This is a genomic window from Xanthomonas protegens (assembly GCF_038442435.1).
GTDB lineage: Bacteria > Pseudomonadota > Gammaproteobacteria > Xanthomonadales > Xanthomonadaceae > Xanthomonas_A > Xanthomonas_A sontii.
In genome coordinates, this window is record NZ_JAQJCQ010000001.1 from 430858 (window position 1) to 453618 (window position 22761).

The window sequence follows — 22761 nt, forward strand, 5'->3', positions numbered from 1 at the left end:
GGCATGCCCACGTCAAGCATTTGGCAAAAAAACGTTCAAATGATAAGTACGCCCAAAAAATAGGTGTTTTTCGTCACACTTTCAGATCGAGAGCGTCGGAATGTCGACTTTGGGACGCAGCCGCGCGGTGAAGTAGCGATCCTTGTAGTACTTGATCTTGTCGCACTTCACCGGGTGCGGAATGCCCTCGTACAAGAACACCTCTTGATCGTTGCCCATCGCCTTCAACTCCTGCGGCAGCATCAGCGCCCGCTTCTCCTCCGACACGCTTCGGGTCACATCCTTGCCGCGGGTGACGTTCTTCTTGCGGAAGGTGGTGTAGCCGAGCATCTCGGAGTAGTCGTTGGCATCCTGCTGCTCGCGCGGAGCGTAGAGAATCTGCAGTGCATGATTCGTGATGATGGTCCGCGAGATGTCCTTGCCATAGGTGGCATCGAGCTGGGCCATGCTCTGGATGATCGGCAGAAGGCGGACATTGTAGCCAGCCATATATGACACTGCCGAGGCGATGATGTCGACCTTGCCGATCGCGGTGAACTCGTCCATCAGCAGCAGGCACTGATACTTCAACGCCGGATTGCTCTTGGGCAGTTCCTTGGTGTTGAGGTTGATGATCTGACTGAAGAACAGGTTGATGATCAGGCGGCTCTCGGCCAGCTTGTTGGGCTGGATGCCGATGTAGATGGTCATCTTCTTCTTGCGCAGGTCGGTCAGCAGGAAGTCGTTGTCGCTGGTGGCCGCATCCAGCACAGGATTGATCCAGGCATTGAGCGGCTCCTTCAGCGTGCCCATGATCGAGGCGAAGGTCTCGTCCGCCTGCGACAGCAGGTTGGAGAACGCCGACTTGGCGTTGCCGCTCAGGAAACGCCGCTCCGACAGCGACTTCAGGTACTTCTTCAGGTCGGTGCCGTCGCCGGAAGACAGGCGGTAGATCGCACCCAGCGTCGGCGTGCCGAGACCGCCGGGGAAGCCGATGTTGCGCTCGTCGTCCCAGTTCTCGAACAGGTACAGCGAGAACGCCATGAACGCATTGCGCGCCTGGCTGACCCAGAACTTCTGGTCGTCGGAGCCATCCGGATACAGCATGGCGGCGATGCTCATCAGGTCCGAGACGCGGAACGCCGGATCGTCGGAGACGTAGCTGAGCGGATTCCAGCGATGCGTGCGGCGGTCCTCGGCGAACGGATTGAACAGGAATACCTCCTGGCCCTGGCTGGCGCGCCAGCCGCTGGTCAGATCGAAGTTCTCCTGCTTGATGTCAAGGACCACCACCGATTCCTGGTACTCCAGCAGGTTCGGAATGACCACGCCGACGCCCTTGCCCGACCGGGTCGGGGCCGCCAGAATCACGAACTGCTGGCCGCTCAGGCGCACCAGCTTGCCGCGGAACTTGCCGACCACGATGCCGTCGCCGCTGGTCTTGAACAGTCCATGCTTGGACAGGTCGGCCGCGCCGGCGAAGCGCGCGTCGCCATGCAGGCTGCGCTTGGGCGGCTTGAACATCAGCACCAGGATCAGCAGGGCCACCAGGCCGGGCAAGCCGAAGCCGAGGTAGCCGGCCCATTTGATCTTGCCGACGTACGGAGCGACCTCCGGCAAGCCGATGGCGTGAACGTACTGGTAGTAGGTGCCTAGCCCGAACATCCGCGTGTCCAGCTTCAGCAGCAGCAGGACCAGGTAGCCGGACAGGAAATAGCCGCAGACGGCCGTGAGCACGACGACGAGCGCCGCCGCAACGAGTTTACGATTCGACAAGCCCTATCCTCCCTGATCCATCCTGGCCAACATTCTAGAGCGAGTTCCGCGCTTTGAGAGGAGTTGCGTCGGTGGTGTGCGCGGCAGGAGGACCTGCCAACACGGCGTCAACCGGAAACGGCGCTCGGCCAGGAAGGTCGGCCCGTCACAAGCGCCAGGCCCCAGATGGCGCCTGCGCAATGCCCGGGACTCCGGCATGTCCTGCGGAGCGATCGCTGCCGGCGGGTCTGCGCCCGCCCAGACGCGCATGGCGCGCTAGCGACGCTGCCGCGTGCTCGGCTTGCTGCGCGACGGCTTCTTCTCCGCGCTGACCGCGTCCCGATCGCGCTCGATCAGGGTGTCCAGGAAGACACGCGCCTCGTCCCAGGACATGTCGTGCGGATCCACCCGCGCACCGCCGTCGGTGGTGACCGTATAGCCCACCACGTTGGCCGGGCTGTACTCCGGCTCCCGGGTCAACGCCACGAGCTGGTAGCGTCCTTTGACTTGCACCGTATGATGGTATTCCACCATGCGCCTGGCCTCCTCGCCTGATCGTCCGCTCGGATGCTAAAGCAAGCCCGGCCGCGCGGCCAGCATCCGAGCGCCCCCGCTGGCGGGAGCGCAGACACAAAAAAGCCGGCGTCTGCCGGCTTTGTCGTTTCCACGTTCGCTTTTTCGCGTCGTGGTGGGCGGTACAGGGTTCGAACCTGTGACCCCTACCATGTCAAGGTAGTGCTCTACCGCTGAGCTAACCGCCCTTCTCCGCCGCGGCGCACCGCTGCAGGGGCGCGAATCTTAGCCCACCTGGCGGACAAGAACAATACCCACCTTCCGATCGGGCGCCGCAGCGGCCCGCCTAGCCGACCAGAGTGGCATCGCGCAGCTTCTTGATCTGGTCGCGCACCCGCGCCGCGTCCTCGAACTCCAGGTCCCGCGCGTGCTGGTACATCTCCTGCTCCAGCGCCTTGAGCCGCGAGGCGATCTCCGCCGGCGCCAGGGTCCGGTAGTCGGCCGGCTCTTCCGCGACCCGGCGCGCCTTGCCCTTGCCTTTGCCCTTGCCCGACTTGGCCTCGGTCGCGTCCTCGCGCGCCCCCTCCAGGATGTCCACGATCGGGCGCGCCACCGACTTCGGGACGATCCCGTGTTCCAGGTTGTACTCCACCTGCTTCTCGCGGCGGCGCCCGGTTTCGTCGATCGCGGCCTGCATCGAACGCGTCATCTTGTCCGCATACAGGATCGCCTTGCCGCGCAGGTTGCGCGCGGCACGGCCGATGGTCTGGATCAACGAGCCGGTGGAGCGCAGGAAGCCTTCCTTGTCGGCGTCGAGGATCGCGACCAGCGAGACCTCCGGCATGTCCAGGCCCTCGCGCAGCAGGTTGATGCCGACCAGCACGTCGAACTTGCCCAGGCGCAGGTCGCGGATGATCTCCACGCGCTCGACCGTGTCGATGTCCGAGTGCAAGTAGCGCACCTTCACCCCGTGCTCGCCAAGGTACTCGGTGAGGTTCTCGGCCATGCGCTTGGTCAGCGTGGTGACCAGGACGCGGTCGCCATCGGCCACGCGCAGGTTGATCTCCGACAGCAGATCGTCGACCTGGGTCGCCACCGGGCGGATCTCCACTTCCGGATCGATCAGCCCGGTCGGGCGCACCACCAGTTCGGTGATCTCGCCGGCAGACTCGCGCAACTCGTAGGGCCCCGGCGTGGCCGACACGTAGATGCTGCGCGGCGAGCGCGCCTCCCATTCCTCGAAGCGCAGCGGCCGGTTGTCCAGCGCCGACGGCAGGCGGAAGCCGAATTCCACCAGGGTTTCCTTGCGCGAGCGGTCGCCTTTGTACATCGCGCCGATCTGCGGCACGGTGACGTGCGACTCGTCCACCACCAGCAAGGCGTCCGGCGGCAGATAGTCGAACAGGGTCGGCGGCGGCTCGCCCGGCGCCTTGCCGGTGAGATGCCGCGAGTAGTTCTCGATGCCGTTGCAGAAGCCGACCTCGGCCATCATTTCCAGGTCGAACTGGGTGCGCTGCGCCAGCCGCTGCGCCTCCACCAGCTTGTTCTGTGCATACAGCTGTTCGAGCCGGTCCTTCAGCTCCAGCTTGATCGTGTCCACCGCGCTGAGCGTGCGCTCGCGGGTGGTGGCGTAGTGGGTCTTGGGGTAGATCGTGTAGCGCTGCAGCTTGCGCAGGGTCTCGCCGGTCAGCGGATCGAACAGGGTCAGCTGCTCCACGTCTCCGTCGAACAGTTCGATGCGCAAAGCCTCGCTGTCGGATTCGGCCGGGAACACATCGATGACCTCGCCGCGCACGCGGAAACTGCCGCGGTGCAGTTCGTACTCGTTGCGGGTGTACTGCAGATCGGTCAGGTGGCGGATCAGCTGGCGCTGCTCGACATGCTCGCCGATCGACAGGATCAGCCGCAGCGACAGGTAGTCCTCCGGCGCGCCCAGACCATAGATCGCCGAGACCGTGGCCACCACCAGCGCATCGCGCCGCGACAGCAGGGTCTTGGTCGCGGCCAGACGCATCTGCTCGATGTGCTCGTTGATCGAACTGTCCTTCTCGATGAAGGTGTCCGAAGACGGCACGTAGGCCTCGGGCTGGTAGTAGTCGTAGTAGCTGACGAAGTACTCGACCGCGTTGTTGGGGAAGAACGCCTTGAATTCGCCGTACAGCTGCGCCGCCAGGGTCTTGTTCGGCGCCATCACCAGGGTCGGCTTCTGGATCGCCTGGACCACGTTGGCGATGGTGTAGGTCTTGCCCGACCCGGTCACGCCGAGCAGGGTCTGCTTGGCCAGGCCGGCTTCGAAGCCGGCCACCAGCTTCTCGATCGCCTGCGGCTGGTCGCCGGCCGGCGAATACGGCGATACGAGTTGGAAACGGTCGGACATGCACAAGCCTCAAGGTGAAGAGCGAGGCCGACAGTGTCGGCCGACCCCGCGCCGGGGAGATTTCCTACATGGGAACGCACAACCCCCTCATTCAAGCCCTGCCGCCCGGCCGCGAGACTGGCGACCTCGCACCGGGAGACGACGGACATGCGGAACGCTGAAACCAAAGGCTACACATTGCTCGAGGCCATGATCGTGATGGCGGTGATCTGCCTGCTCGTCGGCATCGGCCTGCCGGCGTTCCGGGAACTGCTGGCGAACCAGCGCTTGACGGCCGCCACGCACCAGCTGAGCGCGCACTTCGCCCTGGCACGCAGCAGCGCCATCAGCTTCGGCGTCCCGGTCAGCGCCTGCCCGTCCAACGGAGACGGCAGTTGCCGCAGCGACAGCGACTGGAGCCACGGCTGGCTGGTGTTCCGCGACCCGGAGCGACAAGGCCAGCCGATCGCGCCGGACAGCATCCTCAGCGAAGGCAGCGCACCGGGCGCCGGCGACCTGGTCCTGCGCTCCAACCAAGGCCGGCCCTCGATCCGCTTCCTGCCCGACGGACGCAGCGCCGGCAGCAACCTGACCGTCAACATCTGCGAGCGGGGCCGGCTACGCGCAGCGGTGGTGGTGAACAACACCGGACGCATCCGCACGCGAAAAGCGACCGAACCGATGCCCTGCCGGACGCCGGACTGACGCGCAAAAGCAAAGGCCGCGATCGCTCGCGGCCTTTGCGGATTTGGCGCCCGAAGTTGGACTCGAACCAACGACCCCCTGATTAACAGTCAAGTGCTCTAACCGGCTGAGCTATTCGGGCGGGGAGGCGCATTGTATAGAGGCCTCATGCCGACCGCAAGGGGGTGAACACACGCCTGTACGGACTGTAGCTATGCCCTATCCGCCCAGTCTCACCAGCAGGTGCCCTCGCCAGCGCCGGTAGACGTCGTACGCGTCCCCTTCTGATCGATGCTGAGCGCGCCGCATTGGGTGTCCTTGGCCTGAGGGCTGTCCGCACGAGGCGTCGCGGTCAACTTGAACGCATTCGCAGTCGGAGGGACGCTGAACGAAAGATCATAGAACTGCACCGCATCGCTCGGACACGTCGGCAGCGGCACCTTGGCATACGACATGTTGATCGTGTAGTACCGCTCGATGAGCTGCACCCCCTGCTGCAGACAGACAGACGCGGCCGAGCGGCGTGCCTTGATGACGTGCGACTGATAGCTGGCGAACGCGATCGCCGCCAGAACGCCCACGATCGCGACCACGATCATCAGTTCGATCAGGGTGAAGCCGCGCTGCCGGCGGGACGGAAGGGAAGAAAATCGCATCAATTGTTCCTCAGGAGTTCGCGCCAGGACACGCGCTTCATGCTGAGCGCGCTGCTGTTGGTGCCGAGCGTTGTCGTGCTCGCATTATCCAATGCGATCTGCATCTGGTTGCCGATGAAGATCGGACTGTTGGGACTGCTGTCCAGGCCGATGCCGGAGACAGGGGTGCCATTGAGTGTATCGCCGGTGCTGGATCCGCCGCTGCCGTCCAGGTCGAAGAAGGATTGCGACAACCGGCCGCCGGTGAACGGGTTGATCGCCATCACGAAGCCCTTGCCGCTAGGGCTGCACACGTCACCCGAATCCGGGATGCGCGTGGTGCCGATCAGCGCCGTGCCCTGGAAGAAGTTGGACACCACCATGCGCTCGCCCTGCGGCGTGCCGGGAGGCGACAGCAGGTCCATGTACCAGCCATCCTGCCCGGCGCTGGGCTTGTCCTCGATCACCCGCACGGCAAAGCCGTTGACGGTGCCTTCCTGCAGGATGTTGACCTTGTTCAGGGTGGAGCGACTGGAAGGAATGGTGCTGCCGCGGTCGATCAGACCGTACCAGCTCTGCACGTCCTTGTTGCCCAGATCGCCGCTGGACAGATACTTGCCGGTTCCGAAGAACACCCAGGTCAAGCCCGTCGCCGGGTCCTTTGCCGCCGTGGGCGCGGCGGTGATCGGCTGCGCCTTGGCTCCATAGCTGGCGGAGAACAGCCTTCGCACCGTCCCGGTCGCGCCGGACATGTCGAACCGCCAGACGTTCCCGTTGAGGTCGCCGGCATACAGGCGATCGACGATGAAATCGTTGTTGGACGACCAGGCCAGGACACCGGACAGGCCATTGTTGCCGCTCGACCCCGTCGGGATGCGGCTCGACGCACCACTGATGGCGTTCACCAGGATGAGATCCGCCGAATCGCCACTGCTGTTAGGACCATTGCCGAGCATCGCGTACCACTGGCCGTTGGCGAGCTGCCCGATGATCGGCTTGCCGAGATTGTTGCCCAGCCCGACGAGGTCGGTGGTCGTGGAGGTCTTGTCCCACAGCAGAGTGATGTTGTTGGGATCGGTGACGTCCAGCGCGAACATGCCCTTTCCGCCCCGCCCCATGGTGCCGATCAGCACCGAGCGCCAGCTGCCCCCGGAGTAGACGTCCGACACGGTGAGTTCGCCATCCACGTAATAGCGGTGCTCGTAGTTCGGATCGGTGTAGTTGAGCAGTCCGCTCATCGCTGCTCTCGGCACGAAGGCAAACTTCTCCGCACCGGTGCTGGCATCGAACCCATGCAGCATGCCGTCATTGGCACCGACATAGATCATCGGCGCGCGCGTGGACTTGGCCGCCGCGAAGGAGGCATAAGTGCTGGCGCCATTGAACGTCGCCGTCGTGTACAGCCGTGGGTTGGGTGCTCCCACATAGACCGGCTGCGAATTGACGATGTCGCCCAGGATGCCACTACGGGTACGCAGGACGCCACCGTTGGCCTTCTCCTGCGAACGATCACCACGCAGATAGTTGATCTGGTTCTGCGTCGCGGACGACAACGGCGTTCCGGCGAGCTTGCCGTAGGCGAAATTGTCCAGATTCCCATTCGAGTTGACGAACTTGATCGTCCGGGTATCCCAGGCCGGGAACTGCGCGCCAGCGCTCCACGCCTGCGTCAGCGCGCCGGTGGTCTGGTTGACGTCGTACGCCACCACATCGCCACGCCAGGTGCCGCTGTAGAACACCGACTGGTATGTGCGGGCTCCGGCCTCGAGCTTGGTCGTATTGCTGGCGAGGGAGGCTGCAGACCCCTTCATCTCCTCCAGAATGCGCTCGAACGCCTGCCGCAGGCTGGCCACCATCTTTTCCGCGTCGGCGGCGAGGTAGTAATTGTCCGGTTTCTTGTAGCCGGTATTGCCGTTGACATAGGAACTGCCGTCCCACCAGGTGGAGTCCGCCAAGGCGCTGATATTGGTCTCCGGATCGTAGCCTTCCGGCACCCGGAAACCGCCGTACTTCGTGGTCAGCCAATACTGGTTGGTGTTCGGCGACTTGTAATCGCCATATTCCACCACGTCGACCCAATGCGTGGACAACGTCTGCTTACCAGGCAAGCCATCGCTGGCGTTGTCGGGCCGCAGATCCTTGGTGTGCGCGTCGTAGGCGAGCGCGGCAATGTAGGCGGAATTGCCGTTGCCGTTGAACGAACTGGCGGTTGCCCGATTCGCCGCATCGGTCGCGTTGAAGCCTTCCTTGAGCCAGATCTGGCGCATGCGCGCAAGTACGTCGACCGAGGTGTCGTTCGTCACTTCCTGCGGCTTGCTCGGTTCGCCACTGAGATTGCTGCTGTTGCCCGGCAGATTCTTGTCGTAATGCGTGTTGGTATCACCGATCCCGAGGATCACGTTGACCTGGCACCGATAGGAGATCGGATCGTTCCAGTTGGTGATGACCGGGAAACCGTCGGCCTGCTGGTACCTGGTCTGCGCGCTTCCGCTCAGCGCCGAGTAGGCGGCGATATTGCCCTGGTGCTTGAAGTAGCGGATCGCGGCGTAGTACAGCTCGCTGACATCGTCGTACGACTTCACGTTCTTGCCGGTCTTGAGCTGACCGAACTTGTTGAGGTAATTGATGACGCCGCTGTTGACGATCTGATAGTTCGGATCGGTTCCGATCAACGCCGACGTCGCAGCCGCATCCGCAGTATCCGGATTCTGATAGATGACGCCGGTCTGGGGATCCCATTCGCTCGCCGCATTGGCCAGCCGCCCCTCGTCGGGATTGTAGGTAAACGGGCCGACGAACTTCTGCTTGGCGCGCAGAATGCCGCTATCGGCACCGGCACCCTGCTGGATGTCGACGTTCTTGTAGCCGAAGATGCTGTAGCGGATTCGCTTGGAATACTGCTGGATCAGGCCTTCCGGCTTGTAGTAGCCGCTGGGATAAGCGACGCAGTTATCTTCCAGGTAGGCGGTTCCGAGGCTGGCATCGCATACCTTGACCCGCACCGAGACCTGGAACGTCAGCGTCGTATCGCGCACGCAGCCGAGATTGAAAAGCGTGTCGCAAGGGGAGCCATCCGGTTTGAGAAAGCTGCCATTCAAGGCATGCTTGCTTGGATCGTAGGCAATCTGCTGATTCGAAGAGGGATCGACCAGGTTGCCGTTGGCAAAGAACATCTGGTTGCCCAGCCCGTCGATGCGCATGTTGAAGTTCTGCCACTGCGCACCCGTCCCTCCCGCAATCAGGGTGGCATTGTTGCTGATCGAACGGCGCGGGAAATTGCTGGTCGCCACGCGATCGGCGACCGCCTTTTCCAGCAGCGTCTCGCTCGCCGTGTCGCGCGAACGATAGCCGCCCGTCAATGCCGAGCGGAACGGATCGATGGTCTGGGTTGCGGCCCAGTTGAGGAAGTTGCCTGCCCACACGCCCGCCCCAGCGCAGGCATAGCTGCTCGGATTGTTGCCCAGCAAGCTGACGGGATAGAAATAACGATCGCTCTCCGTGGCGCTGTAGTGGTATCTGTAGCACTTCTCGGAATCGAAATAGCCAACAAACCTGCTTGACGCCGAATAGGTATCGGACAGATTCGCCTTGCTGATCACCGTCGGGAACTCCACCGACGGCACGAAGGTCAGGTTGCCCGGCACGTCGCTGCCCACATATAACGGCGACTGCGAGACATCCACATCCGCACCGGCCCCGCCTACAGTACCGATGAATAGACCGGCCACCACGGCAAGGAGCCAGTCCCGGCACGTCGTCTTCTTCGCTCGACTGGTCATAGTGGGATCCCTACTTGACGGTGACGTTAGTCTGCAGCACGACGATGGCCCGGCCATTGGACGCGGCCGGGTTGCCGCTGCGCGCGATGACGCGGTAATAGTGCTCCAGCGAGGTGCCGCCGGTGCCGCCGTACTGGTTCTGATTGATGCTCGACCCCAGGCCCAGCTGATCCTCGCTGGTGCGCTGGCCCAGATACTGGATGTAGTACTGGGCCGGGACGGCCTGGCCCGTCGGCGTCACCGTGCCGTCCACCCAGCACTCCTGGGTGCCCAGCGCACAGCCGCTGGAGGCATTGCCGGTATACGTGTTGCTGGGAACGGCCGGGCATACCGTCGTTCCCGACGAACAATTGAAGCCAATGGTGTTGCCGGACTTGGCGGCGTTCTGAATGGCCTTCTCCGCATCGCGCAAGGCGCCTTCGGCGGCCTGGAACCCCAGGCTGCGGTCGTACATGTTGGAGGACATGCGCTCCTGCAGCAGCGTCCCGCGCAAGACGGCAAGCCCCAGCAGGGTCATCACCAGCAACAGCAGCAGGACGACGATGAGCGAGATGCCGGACTGCCGGCGAAGCGATGGCGACGTGTTCACGGGTTCCGGTTCCTGATGCTCACGATCGTGCTGAATGTCCGCGTCACCGGCTGCTTGTTGGCGCCGGCCGCCGTATCGGCGCTGACGGTCATGTCGATCTTCACCGCAATCACGTTGGCCCAGTTGCCCACGCCGCTGGCATCGGCATAGTCGGTGCCGCCGGTGGACAGATACTTGAACTGCAGGCCGGTGACGCCATCGGCGATTTCGTTCTTCTGGCTCGTGCCGCCCGGCAAGGCCACTTGCTGATACAAGGAGGTGCCGCCCGTTCCTCCGCTGCTGGCCGCGACATACCACCGCACCGCCCGCACTTCGGTCAGGATGGAGTTGATCTCGTAGGTGTAATTGTTCGAGCCGGCGACGCACACGCCCGGCAGGCGTCCGAGCCGTGTGCAGGTATTGAGGCCGCCGCTCGCGTAACTGGCCGTGGTGCCGGAAACGCTGTTGACCTGCAACACCGCCAGTTGCTGGCGATCGCACAGCAGCATGATCGCGTTGCTGTGCAGGTCCGGCGCTGCCGCGTTGAGCGTCAGCGTCTGGTTCGCGGGGTTGTGCGCGGTCACGGTGGCACCGCCGGTGCCGGCGGAGAGGATCTGGATCGCGTCGGTGCCTGACGTGACGGTGAGACCGGATGGGCTGCTGTTCTCGTAGCCGGTCAGCGGCAGCGCCCAATTCATCCACCAGCTCGCCGTTGGATTGCTCAGCACGTTCGCGACCGGCAATCCGGAATCGCAAGGATTGCCGCCGGCCTCGCGGATATCCTGCGCCATCATCTCGAAACCGGTCCGGGCCGACTCCTGGAGCCGACTGAGGCCTTCGGTCGCCGCATAGGTCTGGCGGTTGGAGAGAAAGATGCCGATCGCCGCACCGACCACCAGCAGGCCGAGCAGCATCGAGATCATCAGCTCGATCAGGTTGAAGCCGGATTGGCGCCGTGGCAGCGCCCGCGCGATCAGTGTGTTCACAGTTGGGCCGTCGTGCTCAGGGTCTGGGTCGCGCTGCCGCTGGTGTTGCCGCCAGCACTGGAGTTCACGCCGCGGCTGTCGTCCCATTGCACGGTGATCGTGCAATTGCCGTCGTTGCAGGCGATGGAGCCGCACGTGGTGGCCGGGTCGCCCCCGATCGCCGCCTTCAACCCGCTGAGCCAGACCGCCTTGTCGTTCGCCACCAGGTCGCCCGCCGCCGGCGCCGTGCAGAGCATGCTGCCGGTGTTGTAGGCCCCCAGCATCGCCGCGCTGCGGTTGGCCCGCATCGCATCGAGGATGGTGTAGGTCTGCATGACGATCTGGCTGCGCTGCAGCGCACTCTGGTTGTTGCGCAGCGCCGTGGTCTGCATCGCCGCCACGCCCAGCATCCCCACCCCCAGGATCAGCACCGAGATCATCACCTCGATGAGGGTGACGCCCGCCATGTGTCTGCCGCTCTCGAACCGTTTCATGGTGTCTCCGCTTGCCGGAACCGGCTCAACCGGTGGTGGTGCAGCTGCCGCCGTCGGATGTCGATGTGACCTGGGCGCGGCTGCCGCCCATCAGTTTGACGCTCCGGACATTGTTGGATGGATTGGTAACCGCCATGCAGACGACGATGCCTCCTGTCACTGGCGTACCGCTGCTGTTGCGCGCGATGCCGTCTGCCCCGAAGGTCAGCTTGTCGCCCATGGCATCCAGGGTCGTACTGGTGACGACCAGGCCAGTGCGCAGGGTGGTGCTGCGCAGCACGGTGCCGTCGCGGGCGACGGTCAGGTAGCGGGTCCAGTTGCCGCCGCTGGCGCAGGTCGCGCCGTCGTCGCTGCGGCACAGGCTGACGCCACCGTTCAGGCGCACCGCCTCCGAGCGCGTCAACTGCACCGCGGCGATCAGTTCGTTGGCGGCGCCGGTCAAGCGGTTGCTGCGGATCAGACCGGTGAAACTGGGCACCGCCAGCGCCATGATGATCGCCAGTACCGCCACGGTGACCATCAATTCCACCAGCGTGAAACCACGCTGCATCCGTTCGGCAAGGTCACGCGCGCAAGGAACAGCCATATCCTTCCCCAGATTCTCCCGCCGGCCACGCTAGCGGCCGGACCGCCACCGCGCCAGCCGTTGCCGACGGATGGCGGATATTGGGGAGTGGACGGATCGTGCGCGGCAGGGCGCCAGCCGGCATGATGCACCTCGGCCCTGCCCCACCGCCTTCCGCCCCGATGCCCGCCTCCGCCTACTCCAAGGACCAGCTCCAGGTCCTCAAGCAACCCTCGACCCTGATCTGGATCGTGATGGCCGGCGAGTGCATCGCGGCCATCCTGGCCCTGACCCCGGTCCCGGGCGCAGGCATGGCAGGGAGCCGCTGGGTCTACTTCGGGCTGGCGTCGCTGGGCATCCAGTGGGTCGCGCTGCTGACCCTGGCGAGCCTGCTGCTGTTGCGCCGGGCGCTGGCCGGATGCGGCTTCCTGTCCATCACCGTGGCCACACTGGGCCTGATGCAGGCGCTGACCTGGCTGATCAGCGGCGTGATTCTCTATGCCTTCGGCGACTACTGGCAGCTCTCCGACCGCGCATGGCTGACGCTGTCGCTGCAGTTGTCCGGCATCGCCCTGCTGATCGGCCTGCTCGGCATGGCCGCGCTGCACAACCACGTGCGCATCAAGCAACTGGTCGAACGCGCCAAGCAGGCCGAGATCGACGCACTGACCGCGCGCGTGCAGCCGCACTTCCTGTTCAACACGCTCAACACCGCGGTGATGCTGGTGCACCGGCAACCGCAACAGGTGGAACAACTGCTGATGGATCTGTCGGATCTGTTCCGCGCCGCGCTGGCCGCGCCGGACCTGGTCGACCTACAGGACGAGATCGACCTGGCCAGGCGTTACCTGGACATCGAGGCGATCCGCTTCGGGCCACGCCTGCGCGTACATTGGGATATACCCGAGGCGCCGGCGCCGGTGCGGATTCCGCGGCTGTCGCTGCAACCGCTGCTGGAGAACGCCGTGCACCACGGCATCGAATGCAGTGCCGAGGGCGGCGAGATCGGCATCGCCATCGGCGAACGCGATGGCGCCCTGGAGATCAGCGTGCGCAACCCGGTGCCGACAGGCGGCCTGTCGCCGCATATCGGCCGCGGTCACCGCGTCGGCCTGTCGGCGCTGCGCACGCGCCTGGACAGCCTGGAAGGCGCCTCGCTGCACACCGCCAGCGATGGCGCCTGGTTCGTCGCGACGATCCGGATCGGACTCAGGCCATGACCCGGTAGCAAGGCCGATACTCGCCGGAGATCTTCATGCGGCGCTGTTCGACGAAGGCGCGCAGCAATTCGTCCAGGGCCTGCATCATGTCCGCATCGCCGTGGATCTCGAACGGGCCATGCTGCTCGATCCGGCGCATGCCGTCTTCCTTGACGTTGCCGGCGACGATGCCGGAGAAGGCGCGGCGCAGGTCCGCGGCCAGCGCATGCGGCGGACGGCCATGGTGCAGATCCAGCGCGGCCATCGCCTCGTGGGTCGGCTCGAACGGACGCTGATACTCCAGCGGAATGTCCACCGACCAGTTGAAGTAGAACGCGTCCTTCTGCTCCTTGCGGTGCGTGCGCACGTGCTGGATGCCGGCGGCCATCTTGCGCGCCACCGCCACCGGATCGCCGATCACGATCTCGTAGCGCGAGGTGGCCACTTCGCCCAGGGTCAGGCGCAGGAAGCGGTCGATCTGCTCGAAATACGGCGCGGCGATGGTCGGGCCGGTGAGGATCAGCGGGAACGGCAGGTCGCGGTTCTCCTCGCGCAGCAGGATGCCGAGCAGATACAGGATCTCCTCGGCGGTGCCGACACCGCCGGGGAACACGATGATGCCGTGGCCGATGCGGACGAAGGCCTCCAGGCGCTTCTCGATGTCCGGCATGATCACCAGGTGATTGACGATCGGGTTCGGCGACTCGGCGGCGATGATGCCCGGCTCGGTCACGCCGATGTAGCGGTTGTCGTGCTTGCGTTGCTTGGCATGGGCGATGGTGGCGCCCTTCATCGGCCCCTTCATCGCGCCCGGGCCGCAACCGGTGCAGATGTCCAGCCCGCGCAGGCCCAGCTCGTAGCCGACCTGCTTGGTGTACAGGTACTCGTCGCGCGAGATCGAATGGCCGCCCCAGCACACCACCAGCTTGGGATCGGTCGGCTGCAGGATGCGCGCATTGCGCAACTGGCCGAACACCGCATTGGTGATGCCTTCGCTGGACTGCAGGTCGGTGCTGGATTCGGGGCCCAGCTCGATGGCCATGTAGGCCAGGTCGCGGACCACGGCGAACAGCAGCTCGGCCACGCCATTGATGATCTCGCCGTCGACGAAGGCCATCGCCGGCGCATTGAGCAGGTCGATGCGCACGCCACGGTCGCGCTGCACCACCTGGATGTCGAAGTCGGGATACAGATCGCGCGCCGCGCGCGGGTCGTCCGAGGCGCTGCCGCTGGTCAGCACCGCCAGCGCGCAGCGCCGCAGCAGTTCGTGCAGGCCGCCGCTGGAGGCGTCGCGCAGGCGCGCCACTTCCACGCGCGAGAGGATGTCCAGGCCGCCGCGCGGGTAGATCCGCGCATCCACTACCGGCAGCGCGCGCGCCGCCGTATTGCTGGTCGTCATATCGAATGTCTTGTCGGTGTCGTCAGCCGGCGACTTTAACGTCAGCCCCCATAAAAAGAAAACGGCCGGGTCGCCCCGGCCGTTTCCAACGCTTCAGCTAGCGTGCGCCGCGATCAGAACTGATAGCGGAAGCCCAGCTGCAGCGACCACTGCGACACGCCGGTGTTGAAACCGTCGGCGTCGGCATTGGCGGCCGTCGGCTGGTCGGTGTACAGGGTGTTGTACACGTACTTGCCCTGGTAGATGCCCTGCAGGTTGGCGACGCGGGCGTCGGCGTAGAAGCCGTAGTCGTAGATCCGGCCCCACTTCTTGTTCAGCAGGTTGCCCACGTTCTGGATGTCCAGCCAGACCTCGGACTTGTGGCCCTTGAAGAAGCCCGGCAGCTGCTGGGTGATGCGCACGTCGAAGGTGTTGATCCAGCCGGAACGGAAGCCGTTGGCCGGGGCGTAGCTGCCGGCGTACTTGGCCAGCTGCGGGTTCTTGGCCAGCCAGTCGAAGAACTGCTGCTGCAGCGCCGGGTTGGCGGTGAACGCACCGGTGTTGCTCAGCGTGCCGAACAGCACGTCGCCCGGGCCCTTCGGCACGTAGAACAGGTCGTTGGTCGAACGACCGTCGCCGTTGGCGTCGCCGTTGAACACGTAGCTGTACGGACGGCCGCTGCGGCCTTCGTAGACCAGACCCACGCGGGTCTCGTAGTCGCCGAAGAACATGTGCTTCCAGTCCAGCGAGCCGGAGATCCGGTCCTTGATCTCGTAGCGCGAGGTGTTCTCGGTTTCCGAGTTGGCGTTGAAGGCGTACTGGTAGCCCCAGCCCGAGCTGGCGGTGGAGCTGGTCAGCGAACCGACTTCGGTAGCGTGGGTGTAGGTGTAGCCCAGGGTCCAGGACCAGTCGCCGCCTTCGCTGAACGGCTTGGACAGCGACACGGTGAACTGCTGGGTCTTGCCCTTGTCAGTGTTGTCGATCAGGTAGACGTCGCTATACGCCTGGTTGCGGTTGTAGCGGTTGTTGCCGGTGGCCCACGGACGACCGGTCTGCGCCGGGTTCCAGTACAGCGCGCGGCCGTCCGGACCGTAGTAGGCCGGGCTCGGATCCTGACCCGGGCTGTTGACGCGACCGATGTTCAGGCTCTTGTAGTACAGGCCGTTGTTGACCTTGGTCACCAGCAGCTCGGCCGAGGCCACGATGCCGTACCACGGCAGTTCGTGATCCAGGGCCAGGTTGGCCTTGTACAGCGACGGCAGCTTGAAGTCGTTGCCGACGAAGCTCACGCCCTGGGTCGCGGAACCCGGCGTGGTCGGGACCGGCTGGGTGTCCTTGTTGGCGCTGAACGGCAGGGCCGGGTTGTAGGCGGTGTAGCTGTAGGCGTTGTAGTTGAAGCCGGTGTTGGAGTAGCTGTTGCCGATCCACACCTGCGGCGCATCGCCCTGGAACAGGCCCACGCCACCGCGCAGCTGGGTCGGACGGTCGGTGTCGAAGGTGTAGTTGAAGCCGACGCGCGGCTGGATCAGGAAATCGCCGTTGAAGACCTTGCTGTTGTCGTAGCCGAAGTAGGCCTGCGCCGCGGCGTTGTAGGTCGGATCCGGGCTCACCTTCGCGCGATCGCCACGCAGACCCAGGGTCAGGGTCAGGTTGTTGTTGACGTACCAGGTGTCCTGCACGAACAGGCCGAGGTTGCTGTTCTTGTAGTCGGCCGCGATCGAACCCGGGCTACGCTCCTGGTTGAGCTGGTACGAGCTCCAGCGGCCGCTGGCGAAGTTGTCCAGGCCGAAGAAGGTGTACACGCCCCAGGTGTTGCGGCCGTAGAGGTTGTAGATGTCGTTGGTGCTGTAGTCGACGCCAAACTTCAGGTTGTGGTTGTCCAGGGTCAGGGTGCCCGCACCGTAGTAGTTCCAGGTCTTGGTGGTGAGGATGTTGCCCTGCGAGTTGGTCTCGGTGCCCAGGTACAGCACGTCGCCGGTCGGGTTGGCGACCGAACCGTCGAAGTACACGGCGATGCTCGGCGCATTGGTCGGCACCACGCGGATCGCGGAGTAGTCGCGGTAGGACACCTTGAACTCGGTGGAGAAGTTCTCGGACCAGTCGCTGAACAGCTGGCCGACGTAGCTCTCGACCGACTTCTCGTGCTGGTACCAGTACGAGCTCAGCGAGGCCTGGCTGGAGCTGCCGGCGCCGTTGATGCGCAGCTTGCTCTGGTCGAGCTTGCTGTAGCGGAAGCTGGCGCGGTGGTTGTCGCTGATGTTCCAGTCGAGCTTGAGCGCGTATTCCTTCAGGTCGGTGTTGCCGTCGCTGTCCAGGGTGCCGGCGTCGAAGCCGTAGTTCTTGGCGATCTGCTGGGCGCGGGTCACGTCGGCCATGCCGTACTTGGCGTTGGCCTTGCCCAGCGCGGTGCTGCCCAGGTCGAGGCCCGGCGCATCCTGCTGGAACTTCTCGTAGTTGGCGAAGAAGAACAGCTTGTCCTTGACGATCGGGCCGCCGAAGGTCGCGCCGTAGGTCTTCTCCTTGGTGAAGCCATTGAACTTGCTGCCGTCCGGGTTGTCGCCGAACCAGTCGCCATCGCGATAGCTGCCGTACACCGAACCGTGGAACTCGTTGGTACCGGACTTGGTCACCGCGTTGACGGTGGCGCCGGCGGCGCTGGCGATGCTGACGTCGTAGTTGGACAGGTTGACGTCGATGGCTTCGATCGCCTCCATGGACACCGGCTGACGCCGGGTGGTCATGTTGTTGCCTTCCAGGCCGAAGGTGTCGCTGGCCGAGACGCCGTCGATGTTGATCGAGTTGTAGCGCGGATTCAGGCCGCCGGCGCTGATCGTGCCCGAGGCGCGATCGACGAAGGCCACGCGCGGATCCAGGCGCATGTAGTCCTGGATGTTGCCGTTGATCGACGGCAGCGCTTCGATCTGCTCGCGGCCGACGTTGGTGCCCGAGCCCATCTTGGTGGCGCTGAACACTTCCGAGCCGGTGGCGATGGCGACCGCGTTGACCGTCTCCAGCGTGGTCGGCGCAGCCATGTCGCCGGTCAGGTCGGCGTTGATGGTGGCGTTCTGGTTGACGCTCAGGTACACGCCGTCTTCGGTCTTGGTGCCGTCGCCCGACTTGGTGATGGTGATGCTGTACGGACCGCCGACGCGCAGGCCGCGCGCGTTGTAGCGACCGGCGGCATCGGTGGTGGCGCGGCTGACCGTGCCCGACTCGACGTGGGTGATGGTCACCTCGGCGCCGGCGACCGGCTGGCCGCCGTGGGTCACCACACCGCCGACACCGGCGGAGGTGCTCTGGGCGAACACCGGCGCCGCGGCCAGCGCCGCAACGAGGCCCAGAGTGAGCTTGGACATCCGCAGACGGGGTTGAATCATTGCAATAGCCTCGATGGAGTTTGACGAAATGCGCATGGCAGGCCGTGCGGGGTACGGACGCACGGCCGCGGAATGAGGGGGCTGGTCACCCTTGCCGATTCCCCGCAAGGGTTAACATGAGTTTAACACCATAGGGCCAATTTGTTGCCAAACCGTGACAACGCGGCACAAGCGGACATCAGAAGACGTCGATCCCAGTCCTGGCGGGCATCGGCGACAACGCCGGGACAGGCGCGAAGGGTCGCCCGGGACGGCTGTCGGCCGCAGACCCCTACCCGTGCCGCGTGACGGAGGCCGCCTCAGGCGACCTAGTGCGCTGCGAACTACAGTGCGCCCAGGGCCGGCGCCGTCCCCACGGCACCCGTCACTTGCCCACGCCGCAACCTCAGCCGGCGACCGGCGACTTCAGGTAGGCCGTCAGCCCGTCCAGGAACATCTGCACCGAGATCGCCACCAGCAGCATGCCCATCAGCCGCTCGACCGCGGTCAGCACGCGCATGCCGAGCAGCTTGTACAGCAGCGTGCCGGAGAACAGCAGGGCCGAGGTCGCCAGCCAGGCCAGGATCAGCGCCAGGCTCCACTCGCCCAGCCGGGTCGGCTCGTTGCTGCCCATCAGCATCACCGCGGCCATGCCGGAGGGGCCGGCGACCAGCGGGATGGCCAGCGGCACGATGAAGGGCTCGCCATCGGGAATTTCGCCCATCAGCCCTTCCGGGCGCGGGAAGATCATGCGGATGCCGATCAGGAACAGCACGATGCCGCCGGCGATCGCCACCGACTCCTGGCGCAGGTGCATCACTTCCAGGGCGTACTTGCCGCCCCACAGGAAGCCCATCAGCACGCCCAGCGCGATCAGCAGTTCGCGCGCCAGCACGACGCGCTGGCGCCGCGCCGGCAGCGGCTTGAGCACGCTGAGGAACACCGGGATATTGCCCAGCGGGTCGAGGATCAGAAACAGCAGCAGCGCTGCCGACAGGATGGTCATGCCAGGGGATTCCAGATTGCGCCGCGGTGCGCGGCGCCGGCGGGCGACAGCAGGTCGACGCAGGCGCCGGCGTAGCGCGCCGGATCGACCGCGTCGCGGTCTTCTTGATGGGTGTAGGCACGGGCGCGCAAGGCGGTGCGCATCGGCCCCGGCTGCAGCCCGGCCACGCGCACGCGCGAGGCGGCCAGCTCGCCGTGCAGGCTCGCCAGCAGCCCGCGGCGGCCGTGCTGGGCCGCGCCGTAGCCGCCCCAGTAGGCCTGGCCGACCCGCGCCGGATCGTCCACCGCGAACACGATCGCGGCATCCTCGGCCTGCCGCAGCAACGGCAGGCAGGCCTGGGTCAGCCAGGCCGCGGCAGTCAGGTTGACGTGGATCGCGCGCGCGAACTGGGCCGGATCGGCATGCTCGAACGGGGTCAGCCCGGCGAAGTCGGCGGCGCAGTGCAGCAGCCCGTCCAGGCGGCCGAGCTCGCCCTGCAGGCGCTCGGCCAGGGTCGCGTAGTCCGGCGGAGTGGCGCCGAGCAGGTCCAGCGGGTACAGCAGCGGCGCGGCGCCGACCGCGGCGATCGCGTCGTAGACGCGGTTCAAGCGTGCCGGCTTGTGCCCGAGCAGGACCACGGTGGCCCCCGCCTGGGCGCAGGCCAGCGCCGCAGCGCTGCCGAGCCCGCCGGCGGCGCCGCTGACCAGGACCACCCGCTGCGCCAGCGCGCCGGCCTGCGGCGACGCAGGCGCACTCACGACTGGTAGGCCTCGGTCACGATGCGCTGCAACTCGCCGGACTCGAACAGTTCCATGGTGATGTCGCAGCCACCGATCAACTCGCCATGGATGAACAGCTGCGGGAACGTCGGCCAGTTCGAATAGCGCGGCAGATTGGCGCGGATCTCCGGCTCGTCGAGCACGTTGACGGTGTGCAGGCGGTCGGCGCCGGCGGCCAGCAGCGCCTGCAACGCGCGGCTGGAAAAGCCGCACATCGGGTACTGCGGCGTGCCCTTCATGAACAACACGATGGGATGGCGTTCGACGTCGGCCTGGATGCGCTCCATCACCTGCATGCGGGTTCTCTCCTGCTGGGGCGAAAGAACGACCTTGGCGGTCGGCTAGACTCTCGCGTAGCCGCATAGTGTAAGCCCTGCGCGCGGCAGTACCGCGACGCGCGCCCGAAACCGCCAGAGGATCCATGCCCATCGAACTCGCTCCCCTGCCCTACGCCGCTGCGGCGCTGGCCCCGCACCTGTCCGCCGCCGCGGTGGAACAGCACCACGGCCAGCACCAGCGCGCCTTGGTGGAACGGCTCAATGCGCGGCTCGCCGGCAGCGACCTGGCCGAGCTGGCGCTGCCGGACCTGCTGCGGCGCGCGCAGGGCCGGCTGTTCCAGGAGGCGGCCGAGGTCTGGAATCACGAGTTCTACTGGCGCGGCCTGCGCCCGCGCGGCGGCGGCGAACCGGGCGGCGCGCTCGGCGAGCGCCTGACCAGGAGTTTCGGCGACGTGGCCCGGTTCAAGGCCGAGTTCGAGCGCATGGCCCTGGCGCTGTTCGGTTCGGGCTGGGTGTGGCTGGTGCAGCGTCCCGACGGCAACCTGGCCGTGGTCAGCACCGCCAACGCCGGCACTCCGCTGACCGGCGACGACACGCCGCTGCTCGGCTGCGACGTCTGGGAACACGCTTACTACATCGACTATTCCGGCGACCGCGCGCGCTATCTGCAGGCGTTCTGGAAGCTGGTCAATTGGGAGTTCGCGGCGTCCAATCTGCGGTGAGCGGGGATTGGGGAGTGGGGATTTGGGATTCGCAGAAGCGGCGGCAGTGGCCGCTGCTGTCTGGCCCAGGTGGCGCCTGGGCTTGGTGCAGCTGGTTCAGCGCTCGCCGCGCAGGGCGGCGATCACCGGGGCGACCTGGGGCTCGCGCTGCAACTGTGCGCCCACGGTCTGCAGAGCCTGCGCCAGCGCCTCCGGCGTGTCCTCGCGCAGGGTGGCGTGGCCGACCTTGCGGCCCTCGCGCGGCTGCTTGCCGTAGTCGTGCCAGTGTCCGCCGGGCTGCGCCAGGAACGGCGCGGCATCGGGCATGGCACCGATCCAGTTGAGCATGCAGGCATGGCCGCGCATGCGGGTGGATCCCAAGGGCAGCCCCAGCACCGCGCGCAGGTGGTTCTCGAACTGCGAGGTCTCCGCACCTTCGATGGTCCAGTGGCCGGAGTTGTGCACGCGCGGGGCCATCTCGTTGGCCAGCAGTTCGCCGTCGCGGCAGAACAGTTCCAGCGCGAACACGCCCACGTACTGCAACCGCTCGGCCAGGGCACGCGCATGCGCCACCGCCGCTTGTTCAAGCGCGGCATCGGCCTGCGCCGGCGCCAGGCTGGCCGACAGCACGCCATGCACGTGCCAGTTCTCGGTCAGCGGCCAGGTGCGGAACTCGCCGTCGCGGCCGCGTACCGCCACCACGCTGACCTCGCGCTGGAACGGCACGAACGCCTCGGCGATCAGGCCGACGCTGGCGGCCTGCGCGCCCAGCGCCGCCCAGGCCGCATCGGCGTCGGCGGCGGAGGCGATGCGGAACTGGCCCTTGCCGTCGTAGCCGAGCCGGCGGGTCTTGAGGATGCACGGCGTGCCGACCTGCGCCAGCGCTGCGTCCAGATCGGCGCGGGTGTCGATCGCGGCGAACGCCGGCACGGGAATGCCGAGCTCGCGGAACAGGGTCTTCTCGGCCAGGCGATCCTGCGCCACGGCCAGCGCATCCGGGCTCGGGAACACCGGCAACTGCCCAGCCAGGGCAGCCGCGCTATCCGCCGGCACGTTCTCGAAATCGAAGGTCGCCACGTCGACCGCGTCCGCGAACGCGGCCAGCGCGGCTCGATCGGCATAGTCGCCGACCCGCAGCGGCGCCACCTGCCCGGCGCAGGCATCGGCCGCCGGATCCAGCAGCGCGAAGCGTAGGCCCAGCGGCACGCCCGCCACCGCCATCATCCGTGCCAACTGCCCCGCCCCCAGAATGCCGACGGTGGTCATTGGCGCGGATCGTCCTTGGCCATCACGTCGTCGGTCTGGCGCTGGCGGAACTCGCCCAGCGCGGTGCCGATCCCGGCGTGGTCGTGGGCCAGCATCGCCGCGGCGAACAGCGCGGCGTTGGCCGCGCCGGCATTGCCGATCGCGAAGGTGGCCACCGGGATGCCGGCCGGCATCTGCACGATCGACAGCAGCGAGTCCATGCCGTTGAGCGCCTTGGACTGCACCGGCACGCCCAGCACCGGCACTGCGGTCTTGGCTGCGAGCATGCCCGGCAGGTGCGCGGCGCCACCGGCGCCGGCCACGATCGCGCGCAGGCCGCGCCCAGCCGCCTGCTCGGCATAGGAGAACAGCACGTCCGGGGTGCGGTGCGCCGACACCACCTTCACTTCATAGGGCACACCCAGCGCATCGAGTTTCTGCGCCGCATGCTGCATGGTCTCCCAGTCGGAGCGGGAACCCATCACGATGCCGACGAGCGGCGCGGTTTGCTTGGAGGTCATGGCCGTCCCCTGCCTTAAAGACGTAT

At 65.9% G+C, this 22761-nt stretch carries 19 protein-coding genes and 2 tRNA genes; 3 read left to right on the forward strand and 18 right to left on the reverse strand.

All coding sequences use genetic code 11. The annotated features are described in order from the left end of the window. Positions 1–81: 81 nt before the first annotated feature. The 4 genes from PIQ37_RS01845 to uvrB all read right to left on the reverse strand — a co-directional run bounded on the left by PIQ37_RS01845 (position 82) and on the right by uvrB (position 4624). Positions 82–1716, reverse strand: coding sequence for a type IV secretory system conjugative DNA transfer family protein (locus PIQ37_RS01845; RefSeq protein WP_407136375.1), 1635 nt, complete (start codon positions 1714–1716; stop codon positions 82–84). Between the two features lie 294 nt (positions 1717–2010). Then, positions 2011–2268 (reverse strand): hypothetical protein, encoded by a 258-nt coding sequence (locus PIQ37_RS01850; protein ID WP_342072132.1) that lies wholly within the window; start codon positions 2266–2268, stop codon positions 2011–2013. 152 nt (positions 2269–2420) lie between these two features. Continuing rightward, positions 2421–2495, reverse strand: a tRNA-Val gene (locus PIQ37_RS01855). A 98-nt stretch (positions 2496–2593) separates the two neighbouring features. Next, a complete protein-coding gene (uvrB, locus tag PIQ37_RS01860) occupies positions 2594–4624 on the reverse strand; it encodes an excinuclease ABC subunit UvrB (protein ID WP_342072133.1) in 2031 nt (676 codons plus the stop codon). Between the two features lie 147 nt (positions 4625–4771). On the opposite strand from uvrB, the gene PIQ37_RS01865 reads away from it, so the two are divergent. Then, positions 4772–5308 (forward strand): GspH/FimT family pseudopilin, encoded by a 537-nt coding sequence (locus tag PIQ37_RS01865; protein ID WP_342072134.1) that lies wholly within the window; start codon positions 4772–4774, stop codon positions 5306–5308. A gap of 44 nt (positions 5309–5352) precedes the next feature. Here the strand turns inward: PIQ37_RS01865 and PIQ37_RS01870 are convergent. From PIQ37_RS01870 to PIQ37_RS01900, 7 genes are all read right to left on the reverse strand, one after another. Next, a tRNA-Asn gene (locus PIQ37_RS01870) sits at positions 5353–5429 on the reverse strand. Between the two features lie 91 nt (positions 5430–5520). Continuing rightward, positions 5521–5943 (reverse strand): type IV pilin protein, encoded by a 423-nt coding sequence (locus PIQ37_RS01875; protein WP_342072135.1) that lies wholly within the window; start codon positions 5941–5943, stop codon positions 5521–5523. Continuing rightward, positions 5943–9701 carry a pilus assembly protein gene (locus PIQ37_RS01880; RefSeq protein WP_342072136.1) on the reverse strand — a complete coding sequence of 1253 codons (3759 nt, stop codon included), beginning with the start codon at positions 9699–9701 and terminating at the stop codon, positions 5943–5945. The genes PIQ37_RS01875 and PIQ37_RS01880 overlap by 1 nt, the downstream gene beginning before the upstream one ends. Positions 9702–9711: 10 nt before the next feature. Then, the gene (locus PIQ37_RS01885; protein WP_342072137.1) at positions 9712–10290 is read right to left on the reverse strand and encodes a pilus assembly PilX family protein; all 579 of its coding nucleotides are present in this window, start codon (positions 10288–10290) and stop codon (positions 9712–9714) included. Beyond that, positions 10287–11255: a PilW family protein gene (locus PIQ37_RS01890; protein ID WP_342072138.1), complete on the reverse strand. Its 969-nt coding sequence runs from the start codon at positions 11253–11255 to the stop codon at positions 10287–10289. The genes PIQ37_RS01885 and PIQ37_RS01890 overlap by 4 nt, the downstream gene beginning before the upstream one ends. Next, positions 11252–11728 (reverse strand): type IV pilus modification protein PilV, encoded by a 477-nt coding sequence (pilV, locus tag PIQ37_RS01895; RefSeq protein ID WP_017911244.1) that lies wholly within the window; start codon positions 11726–11728, stop codon positions 11252–11254. The genes PIQ37_RS01890 and pilV overlap by 4 nt, the downstream gene beginning before the upstream one ends. Positions 11729–11753: 25 nt before the next feature. Then, positions 11754–12278: a GspH/FimT family pseudopilin gene (locus tag PIQ37_RS01900; protein WP_342072139.1), complete on the reverse strand. Its 525-nt coding sequence runs from the start codon at positions 12276–12278 to the stop codon at positions 11754–11756. Between the two features lie 197 nt (positions 12279–12475). Here PIQ37_RS01900 and PIQ37_RS01905 point away from each other — a divergent pair, with 197 nt between their 5' ends. Beyond that, positions 12476–13513 (forward strand): sensor histidine kinase, encoded by a 1038-nt coding sequence (locus tag PIQ37_RS01905; protein ID WP_342072140.1) that lies wholly within the window; start codon positions 12476–12478, stop codon positions 13511–13513. Here PIQ37_RS01905 and ppnN read toward each other — a convergent pair. The 5 genes from ppnN to grxD form a co-directional block, all read right to left on the reverse strand. Next, positions 13503–14891, reverse strand: coding sequence for a nucleotide 5'-monophosphate nucleosidase PpnN (gene ppnN, locus PIQ37_RS01910; protein WP_342072141.1), 1389 nt, complete (start codon positions 14889–14891; stop codon positions 13503–13505). The two genes, PIQ37_RS01905 and ppnN, sit on opposite strands and share 11 nt — an antisense overlap. 113 nt (positions 14892–15004) lie before the next feature. After that, a complete protein-coding gene (locus PIQ37_RS01915; RefSeq protein ID WP_342072412.1) occupies positions 15005–18226 on the reverse strand; it encodes a TonB-dependent receptor in 3222 nt (1073 codons plus the stop codon). Positions 18227–18632: 406 nt separating this feature from the next. Continuing rightward, positions 18633–19232 carry a MarC family protein gene (locus PIQ37_RS01920; protein ID WP_342072142.1) on the reverse strand — a complete coding sequence of 200 codons (600 nt, stop codon included), beginning with the start codon at positions 19230–19232 and terminating at the stop codon, positions 18633–18635. Next, positions 19229–19969 (reverse strand): SDR family NAD(P)-dependent oxidoreductase, encoded by a 741-nt coding sequence (locus PIQ37_RS01925; RefSeq protein ID WP_152182729.1) that lies wholly within the window; start codon positions 19967–19969, stop codon positions 19229–19231. The genes PIQ37_RS01920 and PIQ37_RS01925 overlap by 4 nt, the downstream gene beginning before the upstream one ends. Beyond that, positions 19966–20286 carry a Grx4 family monothiol glutaredoxin gene (gene grxD / locus PIQ37_RS01930; protein ID WP_010342114.1) on the reverse strand — a complete coding sequence of 107 codons (321 nt, stop codon included), beginning with the start codon at positions 20284–20286 and terminating at the stop codon, positions 19966–19968. Before grxD ends, PIQ37_RS01925 begins: the two co-directional genes overlap by 4 nt. A gap of 125 nt (positions 20287–20411) precedes the next feature. On the opposite strand from grxD, the gene PIQ37_RS01935 reads away from it, so the two are divergent. Continuing rightward, complete coding sequence (locus PIQ37_RS01935; protein ID WP_342072143.1) at positions 20412–20990, forward strand: superoxide dismutase; 579 nt, start codon at positions 20412–20414, stop codon at positions 20988–20990. Between the two features lie 96 nt (positions 20991–21086). Here PIQ37_RS01935 and PIQ37_RS01940 read toward each other — a convergent pair whose 3' ends face one another. Continuing rightward, positions 21087–22235 (reverse strand): 5-(carboxyamino)imidazole ribonucleotide synthase, encoded by a 1149-nt coding sequence (locus PIQ37_RS01940; protein WP_342072144.1) that lies wholly within the window; start codon positions 22233–22235, stop codon positions 21087–21089. Further along, on the reverse strand, positions 22232–22735 hold the full coding sequence (gene purE / locus PIQ37_RS01945; protein WP_342072145.1) for a 5-(carboxyamino)imidazole ribonucleotide mutase: 504 nt from the start codon (positions 22733–22735) through the stop codon (positions 22232–22234). The genes PIQ37_RS01940 and purE overlap by 4 nt, the downstream gene beginning before the upstream one ends. Positions 22736–22761: the final 26 nt, after the last annotated feature.

Coding starts and splice junctions, on each gene's coding strand:
- ppnN (WP_342072141.1), bottom strand. CDS start 14,891: ATGACGACCAGCAATACGGCGGCGCGCGCGCTGCCGGTAGTGGATGCG.
- PIQ37_RS01880 (WP_342072136.1), bottom strand. CDS start 9,701: ATGACCAGTCGAGCGAAGAAGACGACGTGCCGGGACTGGCTCCTTGCC.
- purE (WP_342072145.1), bottom strand. CDS start 22,735: ATGACCTCCAAGCAAACCGCGCCGCTCGTCGGCATCGTGATGGGTTCC.
- PIQ37_RS01850 (WP_342072132.1), bottom strand. CDS start 2,268: ATGGTGGAATACCATCATACGGTGCAAGTCAAAGGACGCTACCAGCTC.
- pilV (WP_017911244.1), bottom strand. CDS start 11,728: ATGAAACGGTTCGAGAGCGGCAGACACATGGCGGGCGTCACCCTCATC.
- uvrB (WP_342072133.1), bottom strand. CDS start 4,624: ATGTCCGACCGTTTCCAACTCGTATCGCCGTATTCGCCGGCCGGCGAC.
- PIQ37_RS01900 (WP_342072139.1), bottom strand. CDS start 12,278: ATGCAGCGTGGTTTCACGCTGGTGGAATTGATGGTCACCGTGGCGGTA.
- grxD (WP_010342114.1), bottom strand. CDS start 20,286: ATGCAGGTGATGGAGCGCATCCAGGCCGACGTCGAACGCCATCCCATC.
- PIQ37_RS01905 (WP_342072140.1), top strand. CDS start 12,476: ATGCCCGCCTCCGCCTACTCCAAGGACCAGCTCCAGGTCCTCAAGCAA.
- PIQ37_RS01875 (WP_342072135.1), bottom strand. CDS start 5,943: ATGCGATTTTCTTCCCTTCCGTCCCGCCGGCAGCGCGGCTTCACCCTG.
- PIQ37_RS01915 (WP_342072412.1), bottom strand. CDS start 18,226: ATGTCCAAGCTCACTCTGGGCCTCGTTGCGGCGCTGGCCGCGGCGCCG.
- PIQ37_RS01920 (WP_342072142.1), bottom strand. CDS start 19,232: ATGACCATCCTGTCGGCAGCGCTGCTGCTGTTTCTGATCCTCGACCCG.
- PIQ37_RS01940 (WP_342072144.1), bottom strand. CDS start 22,235: ATGACCACCGTCGGCATTCTGGGGGCGGGGCAGTTGGCACGGATGATG.
- PIQ37_RS01935 (WP_342072143.1), top strand. CDS start 20,412: ATGCCCATCGAACTCGCTCCCCTGCCCTACGCCGCTGCGGCGCTGGCC.
- PIQ37_RS01865 (WP_342072134.1), top strand. CDS start 4,772: ATGCGGAACGCTGAAACCAAAGGCTACACATTGCTCGAGGCCATGATC.